Raw genomic sequence first — 16,510 nt, 5'->3', positions numbered from 1 at the left:
TCACTCCTATGGTGCCGGGTTGCGAAAGCCTCCTTCCACAAACCGCCCGCTCGCAAACATCGCCTGAACAGCAGCCCGGTAGTCAGATAACTTCTGTGCCTTCTTAATCTTCTTCAATTCTTTTTCACATCCCGGAAAATGGCACTGGAAATAATACCAGAGTTCCTTCATTTTAAACAAAGTATTCCGGTCGCCAGACATGATTTCTGCATAACCGGTCAGGAGGCGATCGTGGAATTGCTGGAAGGATTGGAGATGAGTCGAGGATGGCAGATTCCGCATCTCTCCAAAAATCCACGGACTTGCAACCGCCCCACGCCCAAACATCAACGCGGCTAATTTCGTTTTTTTCTGCATTTCGCCTTTGTCAGACGGTTCATCTTGTCCTACAATTTCTTCCATGAGCGCAGACGCATCCGCCGCCGAAAAAAGATTTCCATTATAGCTGACCGGGCAGCGGCTCTGCTCCAGCGCATACGCAAATGACTCCATCCGTATTTTCCCCTTATAATAGTCCTCGCGCACTCTCGGGTGTACAATCAGTTCTTCCAGCGGATAGTGATTATAGATAGCAAGCAGGCGTGGAAATTCAGACGCTTCTTTCATGCCGATCCGGGTTTTGATCGACAAACGCACCGGCTTTCCATCCGACGCATGGATTTTTTCCAATCCGTTGCAGACTTCCTCCAGAAACAAGCTCAAATCTTCCGGCTCGGCTAAAAATCCCGCGCCCTTTTTCTTCGTAACCACCGTCCCCGACGGACAGCCCAGGTTCAGATTAACCGTCCTATATCCATACTCCGCCAGTTCCTCGCAAACCCACAGAAAATCTTCCGCCGAATGCGTCAGAATCTGCGGGATCAGGCATAATCCCTGATTATGCTCTGGAAGAATATCGTTCCTCTCCCTGGATGTCAGCTTATGGCTGGAACCTGGTGCAATGAACGGACTGTAATACCGGTCAACGCCCCCATAAATGACTGCATGCACCTGCCGGAATATGTATCCCGTGATTCCCTCCATTGGTGCAAAATCTAATTTTACACTCCTTGCATCGTTCGCGCTTATACGATTCGCGCCCACTTTTAATGCCTCTGGCTGAATCATTTTCTTCACGCTTCATTTCCTCCCAGTGATATGATATAGATCGGATTCTGCCCTTTCATCAAATGACTGGAACCAATCTTCTCCGCTTTTGCAATCTGCATGGACAGAATCTCCGCCTCTATCCCGCGCTCTTTCAGGTAACTCATAAGCACTGTCAGAGACTCCAGCGCAATCAGGTTGATCACAATCCGGATATCTGGGTTCAAGCGGAACAATTCATCCAGAATCTCGCGCATCTGTCCGGTTGTTCCCCCGATAAATGCCCGATCCGGTCGGTGAACACTTACCTGTGCAAATGTCTCCGGCGCCTTTCCCGGCACGATCGTGACCGCCTCTGTTCTGGCTTTCTCACAATTTGCCCGGATCAGTTCAACCGCCTCTTCCTTATATTCAAACGCACACACATGAATCCCCGGACAGCTTACCGCCGCTTCCACACTGACAGAACCCGTTCCCGCGCCAATGTCCCAGAACTCACAGCCCTCATACAATTCCAGCTTGGACAATGACACGGTCCGCACCTCACTCTTCGTCATCGGGACCTTGCCCCGGATAAACCATTCATCTCGCATTTGCTACTCCCCATTTTCTAGATTCTCATATAAATTCACTCAATTGATATATTTTTTCTGACTCCCTTTGGCACATACATCCAGCCATTTTCGCAAAAAATCTGGACAGGATGCATAATAGAGATGCGGAAATCCGCCAATCTGTCCTCCCTTTTCATGGATGCAGCGCCAGCTTCGGTTTCCGGTCGGTTTGACTGCCTCCCAGTCGGTGCCCGGATCTTCGCTCTCCCAGTAATGGAACTCATGCCCGTGAATTTCCTGACCGGATGAGGTCAGCAGACGCACATAGCCAAACCGGCGCAGGCGGTTCGTCCGGTAAGCGTCAAATGGATAAACGCCAGCCATTTCCCAGTGTTTTCCATCGCTTCCTTCAAGAGTACGGTGTAAATATAAAAATCCACCACATTCCGCCAGAAACGGCATTCCCGCCGCAATCGACCGCCGGATACTCTCACGCATCGCCGCGTTCTTTGCCAGCTCCCGTGCATAATTCTCCGGATAACCACCGCCAAATAAAAGCCCATCCACTCTGTCCGGGATTGTTTTATCCCTCAGTGGACTGAAATAAACCAGCTCCGCCCCCATCTGTTCCAGAAGGCGGAAATTTTCCTGATAGTAGAAGCAGAATGCCTCGTCACGGGCAACACCGATGCGGACGCGCGAGGTGACTTTTTGCTCTTGACATGCTGGGAATTGCGCTATACTTTCCGCCCCCATTGATTCGTTTTCTGCTTTTTCTTTCTCTTTGTTTTCTATCCTCAATGGAAGCATCCCTGCCACTTCCAGCACCCGCTCCACCGCGATCGACTTTTCCATCTGATCTGCCAATCGCCCGATCCGCTCGCGCAGCCGATCGATCTCGCCCGGCAGAAAAAGTCCCAGATGGCGGCTTTCCATGCGGTATTCCTCGGATTCTGGCAGATAACCAAGCACCGGAAGCCCCGACGCCTCTTCCACGGCTACCGCCAGCCGCTCATAATACATCGAAGAAACCCGGTTCAAAATCACTCCGGCAATATGGCTTTTTTTCCGGAAATGTAAAAATCCAGATGCCATTGCTGCCGCCGACAACGATGCGCCTTTACAGTCCAGCACCAGAATCACCGGCGTGTCTGTGATCTCTGCAATCTCCCAGCTGCTGGCGGACGTTTCTGTTCCGCCCAAGCCGTCATAATAGCCCATGACACCCTCTAAAACTGCGATTCCCGCCTGTTCTTCCCGCACTGCATCCACCAAAACCTTCCGCACGCCTTCCGTCGGCAGAAAAAAGCTATCGAGATTTCGCCCGGGAATGCCGAGCACATAGCGGTGAAACATTGGATCGATATAGTCCGGTCCACATTTGCACGCGATCGGATTCAGACCGCGGCGGCGAAGGACTTCAAGCAGCCCGCAAGTCAGAAGGGTTTTTCCACTGCCGCTTTTGGGGGCGGCAAGCATGATACGTGGAAATACTCCGACAGAATCTGCAGGAAGCAAACGTTTATCTTCTTGTTCAAACCTTTTCAGCTGCTTTACATTCTTTATTTCATCCGTAACTTCCAGCAGCATCAAGCTCAAATCCGCAAATTCCAATTTTTTCATTTCTTCCGCGGTTCCGCTCCGGATCTGCTCTTCCGGGTACGATAAGTTTTCACCAACCGTCACCTGTACATTTCCATATCCCGCCTGTGTCAGACGTTCACAAAACTGTCCAGCTCCATTTTTGCCGCCCATGAGGATAAACGCACGCTTAGCCGCTTCTTCTGGATCACACAGACGTTTCATCACCCGATCGACAGACAATTCTCTTCCATGTGCGGAATAAATCGCCGCATCTTCCCAGTGCGTCCCCAGGCGTGCCGCCAGATAACTGACACAGGATGTACCCGGATAGACAGTAAATGGATAACCAGCTTCCCGCAGCCGCTCTGCCATCCTGGATGCCCCGCTGAAAAAGCCGGTATCACCCGAATACAGGATGACCGCCTGCTTCCATTCCGGATGCTTCGATACAATCTGTATCACATCGTCAGGAAGATATGCTTTATAGCACTTCGTTTCTTTTTCCACCGCAGCCGCTGATTCCTGTCTGTTTTCATCTTTTCCTTCCTTGCTAATCAGCAAATCATTCTGCAGCGCTCTCTCCGCGGATTCCAGCATACGCTCCGCGCCAATCAAGGCGTCACTCTCTCGAATTGCCCGAAGGACTTCCCCTGTCATCTGGGACGGCTGTCCCATGCCAATTCCCGCCAGAATCAAATGTGTTTTTAACTCTCCAACCTTCCCCTCATCCGCTTTCTTCAGCACCTCCATCGCCTCTTCCAGCGAAATGCCATTCTCCTTCGGTCTGCGGATCACAACCACTCTGGTTCCATTTTCACGCGCCGCTTCCACCTTTTCCTGAAATCCGCCCGCACGCCCGGAATCTTTCGTCAATAGCCACTCCGCTTTTGTCTGTCGGAGAAATAGCGTATTCATTTCGGTGGAAAAAGGTCCCTGCATCGCAATCAGATGGCTGCCAGTTATCCCCAATTTTTCACATTTCTTCAAAACATTCGAAGTTGGAAGCACTCTCGCATACACCCGTTTTTGATAATCTGGTATCTGGCACAGGGCTTCCAGTTCTTTACTGCCGGTTGTAGCAAAAATCACGCCGGAAACAGAAGAAAGAAATGACACTGCCTCCTGAATGGAATCAACCTCGACCCAATCACGTGCTTTGTTTTGTTCGCCCTCTGCGCGCAGGCACCGTTCCAGGCGGACACCGGTCCGTCCGCACGCTTCCTGGATTTCTTCTGAAACAAGTCTGGCATGCGGATGTGTTGCATCGATCACAAGATGAATCCCCTGGTTTCGGATAAATTCTTCCATCTGGTAACGATCCATCCGTCCGCGTAAGACTTTTATCACTGAGGATGCCTGAACATTTTTCAAGCTTTTCTTTGCAAAACAAATCTCTTTGTCAGCGCATTGCCCACTTTCCTTCGTATTGTGGTTCAAATCTGGATTCCCTGCATTCCCAGACTCCATCAGCTCCTCCTGCAAAAGCTCCTCTCCATACTCTGAAGCCACGCTGACCCACGCCTCAATCTTTTCCCGACTGCAATATTCCGCCAGCAGGCGCCCTTCTGTCGTTCCTCCAAATATCCATATTTTACACATCGCGGTATCCCCTCGGTGTCACCAGACATCCATTTAACATCTGCGTTTCCTTATTTCCAATAAATACGGTCGTAAACATATCCACCGACGTCTTTTCCAGTTCTGCCAGTGTCAGAAGTTGCACCGCCTCGCCCTCGCGGCCAATATTCTGTACATATCCGCAGGCAGTCTCACCACTTTTATACTCTAAAAGAATCCGGCAGGCACGCTCCAGATAATCGTGGCGTTTCCGGCTGGATGGATTGTAGAGGCAGATAATAAAATCCGCTTCCGCCGCTGCACGCAGCCTTTTTTCGATCACTTCCATCGGCGTCAGAAGGTCACTCAGGCTGATCACCGCAAAATCATGTCCCAACGGTGCACCGAGAATGGCTCCGCCTCCCAGCGCTGCCGTCACTCCTGGAATTACTTCCACGTTCACATCCGGGTACGCCTCTGCCATCTGCAGCACCAGCCCCGCCATGCCATAGACGCCGCTGTCCCCACTGCAGATCATTGCTGTTTTCCGACCATCCTGCGCCGCTTTTAATGCCATCTCACAGCGTTCCTTTTCCTGGCGCATCGGCGTTGTCAGAAATTCCGCCTGTGGATAAAATTCTTTTACCAGGTCCACGTATACCGTATAACCGATGATCACCTGGCTTTCCCGCAAAATGCGGTCTGCCCGGACCGTCATCTGTTCTCTCGCCCCCGGTCCAATTCCGATCACGTATAATTTTTTTTCTTCCACTGCTGCCTCCTTACTTGCTCCGATGCCGGAACCGCTACTGCTGCCGTCACACCGTTAAACGCCATTTTCTGTACTCTCAGATCGATCGCAGGCAGATTTTTCTCATCCATCTCCCGTTCCCGGTAAATCCGGCGCACCCCCATGACGGCTGCACGCTCACAAACATTTCCTACCCCTACTGTCTTCCGCACAAACGGCGATTCTGCAAACTTCGTACCAGCACTCTCCAGCTCTTCCGGGGTAAAACTCCACAGTTCCACATCCCACTCCTTCGCAAGCGCCAGAAATGCCATCTCATTTTTCTTCCGATCCACCGTTGCAATCGCCCGCACCGCACTTTTATCAATCATCGCCCGAGAAAGTGCCACTCTTGCCATCTCCCGGACAGCATTCAGGGACGAATCCCGGCGGCATCCCATTCCAAGAACAACCGTTCGCGGATACAGGCGCAGAAGTTCCGGCGTACCTGATTCATTTTCCAGCTCATAACTTTGCTCTTTCTTCTGCTCACTTTTCTTCCCAAGCGATCCTATATCGGATTTTCCGACAGACATATCTATCTCAGCCGCCTTCGCCGAATCGCCGGTTTCCACTGCCACTACCGCCGCTGCTTTGGCTGCACCCCGCTGTTCCTTCTTCTCCTGCAGCCCAATCACCATATCCCGGCGCACCAGAGACGCTGGGGCATTTTTCGGGCATCCGCCCTGTTTCAGCGTCACATAGATGTTTTCCTTCTGCCATACGCCCGGAGTAATCTCTGCCGGAACGATTCCATCTACTGGATAATCACTGAAAAAGCCAATTTTGTCACCGCGCAGCTCCGCCGCAGAGATTTGTTTCGCCAGTTCCCGGTCACTGATCACCAGCTCATTTTCCGCTGCAAATACATCAACTGCAAATGCCTGCCGCAGATCCGTTGCCGTCGTAATTACCGGTTCTGCCCCCAGAATCTGCGCCGCTGCCTCTGCCAGTTCATTGCATCCGCCCACATGTCCAGACAAAATCGGGATCGCATAACGTCCCTGCTCATCGATCACCAGCACCGCCGGATCTTTCAGCTTATCCTGCACCCACGGCGCAATCAAACGGACTGCAATCCCCGCCGCCCCGACAAACAAAATTGCTTCCTTCTCCTGAAATGCTTCCTTGACCACCTGTTTCAGCGGTTTCGAATGTTCGGATCCTGTATAATCTAAAAAGTCAAACGCCTCTTCCATCTGCTGGCTTAATTTCTCCAGCAGACGCGTCGCCGTCTCTTTTCCCTGCGCAGTAAAGCAAATGCAGATACCGTTCCTGACCCGAAGTTTCAACTGCTCCATTTATAACAATCCCTTTCTATTACTCATATACAAAACCATCCGTCCCCTGACGGAATTCAGTTGTGAATTCTGGCGCATATAAACGTGAGCGCTCGTATCCCGCCTGGGCAGTCACATCCCCGACGATAATCAGAGCTGTTTTTTTGATATTTTCCCGCTCTGCCGCCTCTGCAAGCGTGGCAACCGTGCAGACAACCCGCTTTTCATCCGGCCAGGTCGCTTTATACACAATCGCCGCTGGCGTGTCCGCCTCATATCCGCCCTTTATCAGCTCTTCCGAAAGCTTCTTCAGCATTCCCGTGCTTAAAAATATAACCATAGTCGCATGATGCGCTGCAAACGACGCGATGCTCTCCCGCTCCGGCACCGGCGTCCGCCCCGCCATCCGGGTAATAATCACGCTCTGCGAAACGCCCGGCAAGGTATATTCCAGATTCAATACAGATGCCGCTCCGCAGAAAGAACTGACGCCCGGGCATACCTTATAAGAGATATTTAACTTGTCCAGCTCGTCCATCTGTTCCCGGATCGCACCATACACGCAGGGGTCGCCCGTGTGAAGCCGCACCGTCATCTTACCCGTCGATTCCGCTTCTTGGATCTTTTCGACCACTTCTTCCAGCGTCATTTTCGCACTGTCATAGACAACGGCTGATTCTTTTTTATAATCCAAAAGCTCTGGATTGACCAGAGAACCTGCGTAAATAATCTGGTCTGCCTGATTCAAAAGGCGTGCTCCCCGCACTGTGATTAAATCTGGCGCTCCCGAACCTGCTCCGACGAAATATACCATATATGTGATTTCTCCTTTTTTATTTAATATTCGAATCTCAACTTTTCGTAATTTATGATTCTTCTATCTATCATTACTTCCATGCCTCTCCATCTCCAGCAGCTCCCGCACATACGCATCCGCCCCAGCTGTCCGCGCCATCAGTCCATAATTGCTCGAAAATAGCATTACCTCTGTCTGAACGCCGCTCTCTTCTTCCAATACCGCTTTGACCTGATTCGCTACCTGCTCCATGACCTGTTTCAGATATCCATGTTCATATAGGAAATCTGCCGCTTCCTCAGTCGTATTCATCGGCAGCAGGGCATCTGCCTCCGGAAATCCAACAGTCCGCGCGCATGCAGACAAAATCTCCATCCGCCTGTCACCATACCGGGAATGTGTATTCATCACACCACCTGCCACTTTGACCAGTTTTCCAACATGCCCCGCCAAAAGCGCCTGGTGAATTCCTTCCTGTGAAAGCATTTTAAAGCTGGTCCCGATAAAATTACTGCACTTGATGAAATTTTCCATCGAAAGCCCGGTTTCTTCTTTTAAAAATCGTTCTCCATAATTGCCTGGCGCCACTGCCAGCAGCGAAACATCCTCCTGGGCGTGCACCCGGATATCCAGCCGGATCGTCTCAACCAATGCCGCCTCACTCATCGGGTTCACAATCCCAGTTGTTCCAAGCACCGAGATACCACCGATGATCCCCAGATGCGGGTTAAACGTTTTCTCCGCCAGCTCCCGCCCGGAAGGGATAGAAATCTCAATCCGCAAAGGTAACTCCGGCATGCCCGCCTCCCGGCGTGCCAGAGCCGCCTCCCGGAAAATAGCCGTCCGCGGTACCGGGTTGATCGCGTAATGCCCCACCGGACACGAAAGACCGTCCCGCGTCACCATGCCGATGCCCTCGCCGCCGGTTACCTCAATTCCCGGATACGCCGGGTCTGTGTAACCGCTTTCAGTTATGCTATCATGACAAGCCAGGACGGCCCGTGCACAAACCAATGTCCCATTCGTCACATCCGGATCGTCACCGGAGTCCTTCTGTACACCGCATACTGCGCTATCTTCCTCCCGCTCTGCCCGGACAATCGGCAGAATCGCCCGGACGCCGGAAGGTGTCACTGTCTCTGCCGCTGCAGGTGCTTCCCCTGTGCAGAGAAACAACACCGCCGCCCGCGTACACGCCGCCGCGCAGGTTCCGGTTGTAAATCCGGTTCGAAGTTTCTTTTTTTCATCTGTCTGTTTCTTTTCCGTCTCCATCTGCCTCCCTGTATGCCATTTTCTGCCTGAAGATTCTTCTGTCCATTATAGGAGATTTACACCCGACTTTCAACTTATTATTATTTATCTTTATTTAAAATTCCAGTAACAATCCCTCATTTTCCCCTTGCACTTTCCTCAACTGTGCGGTACAATACGGAATATAAATAAGTAGATTTAATTACATATTCAAGAAATAGTTATTATAAACGTGCAAGGACAGCTAACATGTAAATAATATAAAAAACCGGAAAGATCTTCTCTTTCCGGCATTTTAAGTCTCACACACTTTAAAACAATACAGTTTTAAACAACAACGTGAAACATTATTTGGTACGGACAACCAGATGGGCATTGACATACTCCCAGGAGTATGTGCCCGCTTTGCCGCCGTCCTCAATGAAAAATGGAGTTACCATCTTGTAGCCTTCATCCATCATCATGGTTGCAGCTTCCAGACATGATTCCTCTTCGTTTTCAAAATCAACATTAATGCATGGATTCTCTTCCATGGAAGGATTGTCCTCATTCGGATCTAAATGTGCAATTGCGTACTGCATATGAATTCTCCTTTTCCTTATGATACTGAGAGTCTGAAAACTCCCTGCCACTCATTATAACTATCTTTCAATCAAGCGTCAAGCACCTGCGGGCGCACCTTTACTATATAAAATTTTGGGGTGAAAACATGAACACAATTATCAATTTAATCGAAAAAACCTACTATTTCCTCTGGGGTGACTGGATTCATCTGCCGCTTCCTGGCGGAACAATCATCAACCTGCCGCTTCTGGTTCTTCTGCTCGTCCCGACCGGTATCTTCTGTACTATCCGGACGCGGTTCCTGCAGATCCGAATGCTTCCGGATATGCTGCGCGCGCTGCTGGAAAAGGCCGAAACCGGACACAAAGGCGGCTCTCTCTCCGCACTCCAGGCACTGATCGTGTCAACTGCGACCCGCGTCGGTATGGGAAATCTTGTCGGTATCGTTGCCGCTCTCTCCGCCGGAGGCGCCGGTGCGTTGTTCTGGATGTGGGTAACCGCGCTGCTCGGTTCGGCAACCGCTTTCATCGAGGCGACCTTAGCCCAGCTTCACAAACAGCCGGATCCGCTCTACGGCGGTTACCGCGGCGGTCCTGCTTACTACATTCACGACTGGATCAACAGCAAACGCCAGAAACAGGGAACGCCGGTTTCGAAGAAAAATCTTCTCTCCGTACTGTTTGCGCTCTCCGGTCTGATCTGCTGGTGCGGTATCAGCCAGGTCATCAGTAATTCCGTGACCTCTTCTTTTAAGAATGCTTTCGGCATCCCGCCGATCTACTCATGCCTGTTTTTAGTTCTCCTTGCGGCAGTCATCGTTCTTCGGAAAAATGCCTCCGTCAGGGTTCTGGATCTGCTGGTTCCGATCATGGCAGGCATTTACATTATCCTGACCCTGTTTTTAATTATCGTGAACTTCCGCCAGCTTCCAGGCGTTTTTGCCCGCGTTTTTGAGGAAGCACTCGGTCTGCGCCAGGCAATCGCAGGCGGCTTCGGCGCCGTATTGATGAACGGTGTCAAACGGGGACTTTTCTCCAATGAAGCAGGAAGCGGTTCCGCCCCGTGTGCGGCAGCGACGGCAGAAACCTCCCATCCTGCCAAAGTCGGACTGATGCAAGCGATGGGCGTTTTCATCGACACGCTTCTCTGCACCTGTACAGCCATGATCATGCTGCTGGTCCCGGCTGATAAAATCTCCGGTCTGGAGGGCATGGATCTGCTGCAGGCGGCGATGAGCTGGCATTTCGGGGAATTAGGCGTCATTTTCATAGCCGTGATCCTGTGGCTGTTCAGTTTCACTACCTTCATCGGCATCCTCTTCTACGCCCGCTCCAATGTGAGCTACCTCTTCGGAGACACCTGGGCCGCCCAGACGGCGTACAAAATTCTCGCCCTGATCATGATGTTTGTCGGCGGACTGACCGCCTACACCTTTGTCTGGGATCTCGGTGATGTCGGTGTCGGTCTGATGACCGTCTTCAACCTGATCGCGCTGATTCCGATGTCGAAAGAAGCGCTTGTAAGCCTGCGGGATTATGAGGCAAAATATAAGAAATAAAAAAACATCCTCTGCCAAAATGAATGATAGCAGAGGATGTTTTTTATTTAATGATGGAACAGACGGATTCCCGTAAATGCCATTACAATGCCATATTTATTGCAAACCTCGATTACATTGTCATCACGAACCGATCCGCCCGGCTGTGCGATGTACTGAACACCGCTCTTGTGCGCACGCTCAATGTTGTCGCCAAATGGGAAGAATGCATCAGAACCAATGGTTACACCCTTCATGCCGTCCAGCCATGCGCGTTTTTCCTCACGGGTAAATACCGGCGGTTTTACCTTGAAAGTTTTCTGCCATGCGCCCTCTTCCAGCACATCCATATATTCTTCTCCGATATAAACATCGATCGCATTGTCGCGGTCTGCACGCTTGATTCCATCCACAAACTGAAGATTTAACACCTGCGGAGATTGGCGCAGATACCAGTTGTCGGCTTTCTGACCTGCCAGACGGGTACAATGTACACGGGACTGCTGACCTGCGCCGATACCGATCGCCTGTCCATCCTTCACGTAGCATACAGAGTTGGACTGTGTATATTTCAGGGTAATCAAAGATACGATCATGTCGATCTTCGCGTTATCCGGCAGCTCTTTATTCTCAGTCACGATATTCTCCAGCAACTCACGGTTGATTGTCAGATTATTTCTACCCTGCTCAAAGGTCACGCCAAATACCTGTTTGCGCTCCACCGGAGCCGGTACATAATCCGGATCGATTTCAATGACATTGTACTTGCCATTTTTCTTTGATTCCAGAATCTCCAGCGCCTCCTTGGTATATCCCGGAGCAATCACGCCATCCGATACTTCTCTCTTGATGATGCGCGCCGTATCTGCATCGCAGACATCCGACAGAGAAATAAAATCGCCGAAGGAAGACATGCGGTCTGCACCTCGTGCTCTGGCATATGCACACGCAAGCGGAGATAAGTCTCCCATATCATCGACCCAGTAAATCTTACGCATCGTCTCGTCTAACGGAAGTCCTACCGCTGCACCTGCCGGAGAAACGTGCTTAAAAGAAGTTGCCGCCGGAAGCCCGGTTGCCTCTTTCAGTTCTCTTACCAGCTGCCAGCCATTGAACGCATCCAGGAAATTGATATATCCCGGTTTGCCGCAAAGTACCTTAATCGGAAGCTCACTGCCGTCCGCCATAAAAATGCGGGACGGTTTCTGGTTCGGGTTGCATCCATATTTTAACTCAAGTTCGTTCATCTTCATTCCTCCTGTATACCCATTTAAACGCATGAATAAACAATTTTGTTTCTGACCTGTTTTCATTTTCAGACGGTTTTTGACTTTTTTTAACTATTTTCCAGTCTGTTCCTACTTATTTTTATTAATGATCTTCGTCTGTGTCTCTCTGGTCGCAATATCAATATAGCGCACAAACAGAGATACCTTATTATCCGGGTTCAGATTCTCCCAGAGTGTCGCTGCAAACTCATCCAGGCTGTCCGGAATCTCGATCTTTTTCGGCTCACCCTCGAAGCTCGGAAGCGGATTGCCGTCGTGCATATAGGTGTGGATGAAATGTCCCTCGCCTGCAACCGGCTTCTCATACGCATATGTATAACGATGGCAGGAATCCGGATTGCCGTCGTTGGATTTCAGAATCGACAGCGCATAGTTGTAACCGCCATCCTCGATATGCAGGATACCGGAAATACGAGGTGTGTAGTTCGGCGCATCCGGCTCAAACTCGCGGCTTCTGAGGGACTGCTCAAAGGTCATCTGGCGATCCATTCCCTCATAAATCGTATCAGTCTGATCGCCGTTGGTCACGATCGTTTTATTTCCCAGCACACGGACCGGTGCATAGATAATCAGACTCGGATCTTCCAGCTTCGCCGGATCAAATGCCTGTGTGCGGATGCCCTCACCTTCTTCTACAAACACACGGTTGCGGCTGTTCTCGCTTCTTCCCATGATAAAGTATGCCGTAACCGCCTTCTTTCCGTCCGGCGTCCGTCCAATGATAATTCCGCGTCCCGGATAAGAATTGTTTTTCAGTTCCTCTGCTATCGATACAGTCTTCATAATGGCAAAGCTTCCTCCTTCATTGTTGTGCAATAATTCACTACTTTATATTTTACCACATTCTATTCTCATTTCCAGTTAGATTTATTGATTTGTTTTCAGAAGTATTGCTTATATATAGTACTGGTATTATTTTTTATTCTAATAAACATATAAAAGCACCTGCATTCTTTTACAAATGCCCTGCACTACTTCATGACAAACCGCTCTTTTACCGAGTTACTGTTCACGCATACGTGCCCAGTAACGGAATTTGCCGTGGCTTCGCATTTAAATACGGCAAATTCCTGCTGCCACCACGTTTTCTTACGGCACTTTCGGTTCCAAAAGTGCCTACCCGGGAACAGTAACTTTACCGATGCTTTTCAACAAAATACATCATAAAACAGACTGTTCAATCTGTACAATTCGGTGTATAATTAAAGAAAATATGCCATCAGGGCGATACATTTCACATATGTATACAGATTTTGGGAAATGACGGCATGAAGATAGCACAAAATTCGCAAGCGGTCTGCGCTATGCACCGTTACGAAAAAACGTTCATCATCAAAATTCAAGAAAAGGCAGGTTATGAATATGAAAAATGTAACAATTCTCGATCACCCGTTGATTCAGCACAAGATCTCGCTCCTCCGCAACAAGAACACCGGAACCAACGAATTCCGTTCCCTGACCGATGAGATTGCGATGCTGATGGGCTATGAAGCGCTTCGCGATCTTCCGCTGGAAGATCAGGAAGTAGAAACTCCGATCGAAACCTGCAGCACTCCGATGCTGGCTGGTAAAAAACTTGCCGTTGTCCCGATCTTACGTGCCGGTCTCGGTATGGTAAATGGTATTCTGGCACTCGTTCCGTCCGCAAAGGTTGGTCACATCGGACTCTACCGCGACGAGACAACCCATGAGCCGCACGAATACTACTGCAAGCTGCCAACCCCGATCGAACTGCGTACCATCGTTGTCACCGACCCGATGCTGGCAACCGGCGGTTCCGCAGTGGAGGCAATCGACTTTATCAAAGCACGCGGCGGAAAGAACATCAAATTCATGGCAATCATCGCTGCTCCGGAAGGATTAAAGAGACTGCATGAGGCACATCCGGATGTCCAGATCTATGTCGGTCATGTCGATCGCTGCCTGAATGAAAACGCTTACATCTGCCCAGGTCTGGGAGATGCAGGAGATCGGATTTTTGGTACGAAATAAATACTATAGCATTCACAAAAAATCGCTCTTCCCTCTTCCGGGTTGAGCGATTTTCCATTTTATCTTTATTTAAAATTTCGTTCTCAAATCGCTATCGCGTAAATTTTTCTGCTATAGCACCGCTATAGTACGCATTCAGCAATTTTTCCAGATCCTTGATCTTCTCTTTCAGTTCCCGTCCGATATCCGTATCTCCGACACACTTGCGCTCCGGCACCCATTTGACCATACGGCTCTCGGAGTGGATGTCACTCTCCTTTTCGATCGCCGCCTCGGTGGACTCAAACGGATCGTGCGCGGCCAGAATCAGACCGTAGGAGTTGTATATCAGCGTATACCCCGCGATGCCGGTTTCTTTCTGATATGCTCTTGAGAAACCACCGTCGATGACGAGAAGCTTACCGCCGCATTTGAGCGGACTCTCGCCGTCTTTGGATTTGACCGGGACGTGACCGTTGATGATGTGCGCGCCCTCCGGTTCCAGACCGAACTCACGGAGAATGCGGTCAAGCACTTCCTCATTTTCCAGCATATCGTAATACGGATTTTTTACTTCTTTATGTGTCTCTTTTTCTGCCAGAAAATAGCGTTCAAACGTCGCCATCTTGTCCTTGCCGAACAGCGGGGAATTTTCATTCAGCCAGATATACCACATCATATCCCTGCCTTTTTCCCGCTCTGCCTTATCGACCGCGACAAACCCCTTGCGGACATAATTGTCCAAAATATCGTACAGCGCCTTTCCCTTATATTGCTTGCCGTAGATCTCTACCTCCTTGAAGGTACCGTCCTTATTTAACGGAACGCAGCCATGGTAGAGAAGGTTATTGTTGTATACTTTATAGAGACTTCCCTTCGCCAGCAGGAATTTCATATGCTGCTGCAGCTTCTCGCAGTTCATGAATGCACGTTCCAGACGTTCCATAATATCTGCTTCTTCCGGTGTAAATGCATATGGATCTTTCGGATCTACGGTCGGGAAATTCATATCGAGCATCTTGTACTCTTTGCCGCCCAGCTCCAGAACACCGCGTTCAAAATCAATATGATGCAGAAGATTTCGTTTCTCCAGGCCAAATTCCGGATGACGCTTGATGATCTGCCCTTCCGCCTTGAACTGGATGATCGAGATCGCCTTGTGCATCTTCTGGTTCATCTCGCGCTCAGACGCACTGTAAGAGTCACTGCCCTTTAACTGGAAGCAGGTGCACGGGTCATCCCCATATGTATTGATCGCAAAGGTTGCCAATGGAAGAAGGTTGATGCCGTAACCATCCTCCAAAATATCCAGGTTTCCATATCGCGCACAGATACGGATTGCGTTTGCAATACAACCCATCTGTCCCGCTGCCGCGCCCATCCAGAGCACATCGTGATTGCCCCACTGGACATCAATCGAATGATAGGTCATCATCTTGTCCATGATGATATGCGGCCCCGGACCTCGGTCATAGATATCACCCACGATATGAAGATGATCGACCGTCAGGCGCTGAATCAGCTCGCTTAGCGCTATGATAAAGGCTTTCGCCCGTCCCACACGGACAATCGTCTGGACGATCGCATCGTAGTAGGATTCCTTGTCCTGCAGATCGCCGCGCTCAGTCAGAAGCTCTTCCAGCACATAAGCAAATTCCTTCGGAAGCGCCTTGCGGATCTTCGAACGCGTGTACTTGCTCGCTGCCCGGCGGCAGACCGCAATCAGGCGATAGAGTGTGATCTTGTACCAGTCATCCGGATTCTTCTCCGTCTGCAGAATCCGGCTCATCTTCTCCGCCGGATAGTAAATAAGGGTTGCCAGCGACTGCTTGTCCTGACGGCTCAGGGTATTTCCAAATACATCGTCAATCTTTCGCTTGACGGAACCGGAACCATTTTTCAATACATGGGAAAATGCCTCGTATTCTCCATGGATATCGGTCAGGAAATGTTCCGTTCCTTTCGGCAGATTTAAGATCGATTCCAGATTGATGATCTCCGTCGATGCCGCTGCAATCGTCGGGTAAAGCTCTGCCAGTCGATCCAGATAACGCGCCTGCAATGATTTCATGTTTTCTCTAACCCCTCCTGTTTGCGGACGCCCCTTTTGACCCTTTTTCACCCAATCCCGTGCATCCTGCTTCCGATGCCCGTTATGCATATAAAACACATGCAAAAGATACACGCAGAAAGATGGAAAAGAATTTGTAATGCTTGTTGCAAACAATTACAAAAAATCGAAATGGCGTCT

Annotated in this window: 13 protein-coding genes; 2 read left to right on the top strand and 11 right to left on the bottom strand. The window is 50.0% G+C overall.

The window, feature by feature from the left end:
• Nucleotides 1-6: 6 nt before the first annotated feature.
• The 8 genes from PUQ60_RS00195 to PUQ60_RS00160 form a co-directional block, all read right to left on the bottom strand.
• Nucleotides 7-1,107: a tRNA-dihydrouridine synthase family protein gene (locus PUQ60_RS00195; RefSeq protein WP_337955593.1), complete on the bottom strand. Its 1,101-nt coding sequence runs from the start codon at nucleotides 1,105-1,107 to the stop codon at nucleotides 7-9.
• Between the two features lie 5 nt (nucleotides 1,108-1,112).
• Nucleotides 1,113-1,679: a precorrin-6Y C5,15-methyltransferase (decarboxylating) subunit CbiT gene (gene cbiT / locus PUQ60_RS00190; RefSeq protein ID WP_118523384.1), complete on the bottom strand. Its 567-nt coding sequence runs from the start codon at nucleotides 1,677-1,679 to the stop codon at nucleotides 1,113-1,115.
• A gap of 39 nt (nucleotides 1,680-1,718) precedes the next feature.
• Nucleotides 1,719-4,823, bottom strand: coding sequence for a cobyrinate a,c-diamide synthase (locus PUQ60_RS00185; RefSeq protein ID WP_273400893.1), 3,105 nt, complete (start codon nucleotides 4,821-4,823; stop codon nucleotides 1,719-1,721).
• Nucleotides 4,816-5,499, bottom strand: coding sequence for a precorrin-3B C(17)-methyltransferase (gene cobJ, locus PUQ60_RS00180; RefSeq protein ID WP_273379121.1), 684 nt, complete (start codon nucleotides 5,497-5,499; stop codon nucleotides 4,816-4,818). The genes PUQ60_RS00185 and cobJ overlap by 8 nt, the downstream gene beginning before the upstream one ends.
• 29 nt (nucleotides 5,500-5,528) lie before the next feature.
• Nucleotides 5,529-6,872 carry a cobalamin biosynthesis protein gene (locus PUQ60_RS00175; RefSeq protein WP_273379094.1) on the bottom strand — a complete coding sequence of 448 codons (1,344 nt, stop codon included), beginning with the start codon at nucleotides 6,870-6,872 and terminating at the stop codon, nucleotides 5,529-5,531.
• Between the two features lie 19 nt (nucleotides 6,873-6,891).
• Nucleotides 6,892-7,665, bottom strand: coding sequence for a precorrin-4 C(11)-methyltransferase (gene cobM / locus PUQ60_RS00170; protein ID WP_273379092.1), 774 nt, complete (start codon nucleotides 7,663-7,665; stop codon nucleotides 6,892-6,894).
• 63 nt (nucleotides 7,666-7,728) lie between these two features.
• The gene (gene cbiD / locus PUQ60_RS00165; RefSeq protein WP_273379090.1) at nucleotides 7,729-8,919 is read right to left on the bottom strand and encodes a cobalt-precorrin-5B (C(1))-methyltransferase CbiD; all 1,191 of its coding nucleotides are present in this window, start codon (nucleotides 8,917-8,919) and stop codon (nucleotides 7,729-7,731) included.
• Nucleotides 8,920-9,245: 326 nt separating this feature from the next.
• Complete coding sequence (locus PUQ60_RS00160) at nucleotides 9,246-9,479, bottom strand: hypothetical protein (protein WP_022358715.1); 234 nt, start codon at nucleotides 9,477-9,479, stop codon at nucleotides 9,246-9,248.
• Between the two features lie 128 nt (nucleotides 9,480-9,607).
• On the opposite strand from PUQ60_RS00160, the gene PUQ60_RS00155 reads away from it, so the two are divergent.
• A complete protein-coding gene (locus tag PUQ60_RS00155) occupies nucleotides 9,608-11,020 on the top strand; it encodes an alanine/glycine:cation symporter family protein (protein ID WP_273379086.1) in 1,413 nt (470 codons plus the stop codon).
• 47 nt (nucleotides 11,021-11,067) lie between these two features.
• Here PUQ60_RS00155 and PUQ60_RS00150 read toward each other — a convergent pair whose 3' ends face one another.
• Entirely contained in the window at nucleotides 11,068-12,246 is a 1,179-nt protein-coding gene (locus tag PUQ60_RS00150) for a phosphoribosylaminoimidazolecarboxamide formyltransferase (protein ID WP_022358717.1), read from the bottom strand.
• A 111-nt stretch (nucleotides 12,247-12,357) separates the two neighbouring features.
• Complete coding sequence (locus PUQ60_RS00145) at nucleotides 12,358-13,071, bottom strand: IMP cyclohydrolase (protein ID WP_117795557.1); 714 nt, start codon at nucleotides 13,069-13,071, stop codon at nucleotides 12,358-12,360.
• Nucleotides 13,072-13,650: 579 nt separating this feature from the next.
• Between PUQ60_RS00145 and upp the strand changes: the two genes are divergently transcribed.
• Nucleotides 13,651-14,280, top strand: coding sequence for a uracil phosphoribosyltransferase (upp, locus tag PUQ60_RS00140; protein ID WP_022358719.1), 630 nt, complete (start codon nucleotides 13,651-13,653; stop codon nucleotides 14,278-14,280).
• A 91-nt stretch (nucleotides 14,281-14,371) separates the two neighbouring features.
• On the opposite strand, the gene PUQ60_RS00135 is transcribed toward upp, so the two are convergent.
• Nucleotides 14,372-16,330, bottom strand: coding sequence for a fructose-1,6-bisphosphatase (locus PUQ60_RS00135; RefSeq protein ID WP_117795592.1), 1,959 nt, complete (start codon nucleotides 16,328-16,330; stop codon nucleotides 14,372-14,374).
• Nucleotides 16,331-16,510 lie beyond the last annotated feature (180 nt).

Source organism: Clostridium sp. AF02-29, from assembly GCF_934835585.1.
GTDB classification, from domain to species: Bacteria; Bacillota; Clostridia; order Lachnospirales; family Lachnospiraceae; genus Otoolea; species Otoolea fessa.
This window is presented reverse-complemented; position numbering and strand designations above follow the sequence as displayed.

Coding starts and splice junctions, on each gene's coding strand:
- PUQ60_RS00150 (WP_022358717.1), bottom strand. CDS start 12,246: ATGAACGAACTTGAGTTAAAATATGGATGCAACCCGAACCAGAAACCG.
- PUQ60_RS00145 (WP_117795557.1), bottom strand. CDS start 13,071: ATGAAGACTGTATCGATAGCAGAGGAACTGAAAAACAATTCTTATCCG.
- PUQ60_RS00155 (WP_273379086.1), top strand. CDS start 9,608: ATGAACACAATTATCAATTTAATCGAAAAAACCTACTATTTCCTCTGG.
- PUQ60_RS00185 (WP_273400893.1), bottom strand. CDS start 4,823: ATGTGTAAAATATGGATATTTGGAGGAACGACAGAAGGGCGCCTGCTG.
- cobM (WP_273379092.1), bottom strand. CDS start 7,665: ATGGTATATTTCGTCGGAGCAGGTTCGGGAGCGCCAGATTTAATCACA.
- upp (WP_022358719.1), top strand. CDS start 13,651: ATGAAAAATGTAACAATTCTCGATCACCCGTTGATTCAGCACAAGATC.
- PUQ60_RS00195 (WP_337955593.1), bottom strand. CDS start 1,107: ATGATTCAGCCAGAGGCATTAAAAGTGGGCGCGAATCGTATAAGCGCG.
- PUQ60_RS00160 (WP_022358715.1), bottom strand. CDS start 9,479: ATGCAGTACGCAATTGCACATTTAGATCCGAATGAGGACAATCCTTCC.
- cbiD (WP_273379090.1), bottom strand. CDS start 8,919: ATGGAGACGGAAAAGAAACAGACAGATGAAAAAAAGAAACTTCGAACC.
- PUQ60_RS00135 (WP_117795592.1), bottom strand. CDS start 16,330: ATGAAATCATTGCAGGCGCGTTATCTGGATCGACTGGCAGAGCTTTAC.
- PUQ60_RS00175 (WP_273379094.1), bottom strand. CDS start 6,872: ATGGAGCAGTTGAAACTTCGGGTCAGGAACGGTATCTGCATTTGCTTT.
- cbiT (WP_118523384.1), bottom strand. CDS start 1,679: ATGCGAGATGAATGGTTTATCCGGGGCAAGGTCCCGATGACGAAGAGT.
- cobJ (WP_273379121.1), bottom strand. CDS start 5,499: ATGACGGTCCGGGCAGACCGCATTTTGCGGGAAAGCCAGGTGATCATC.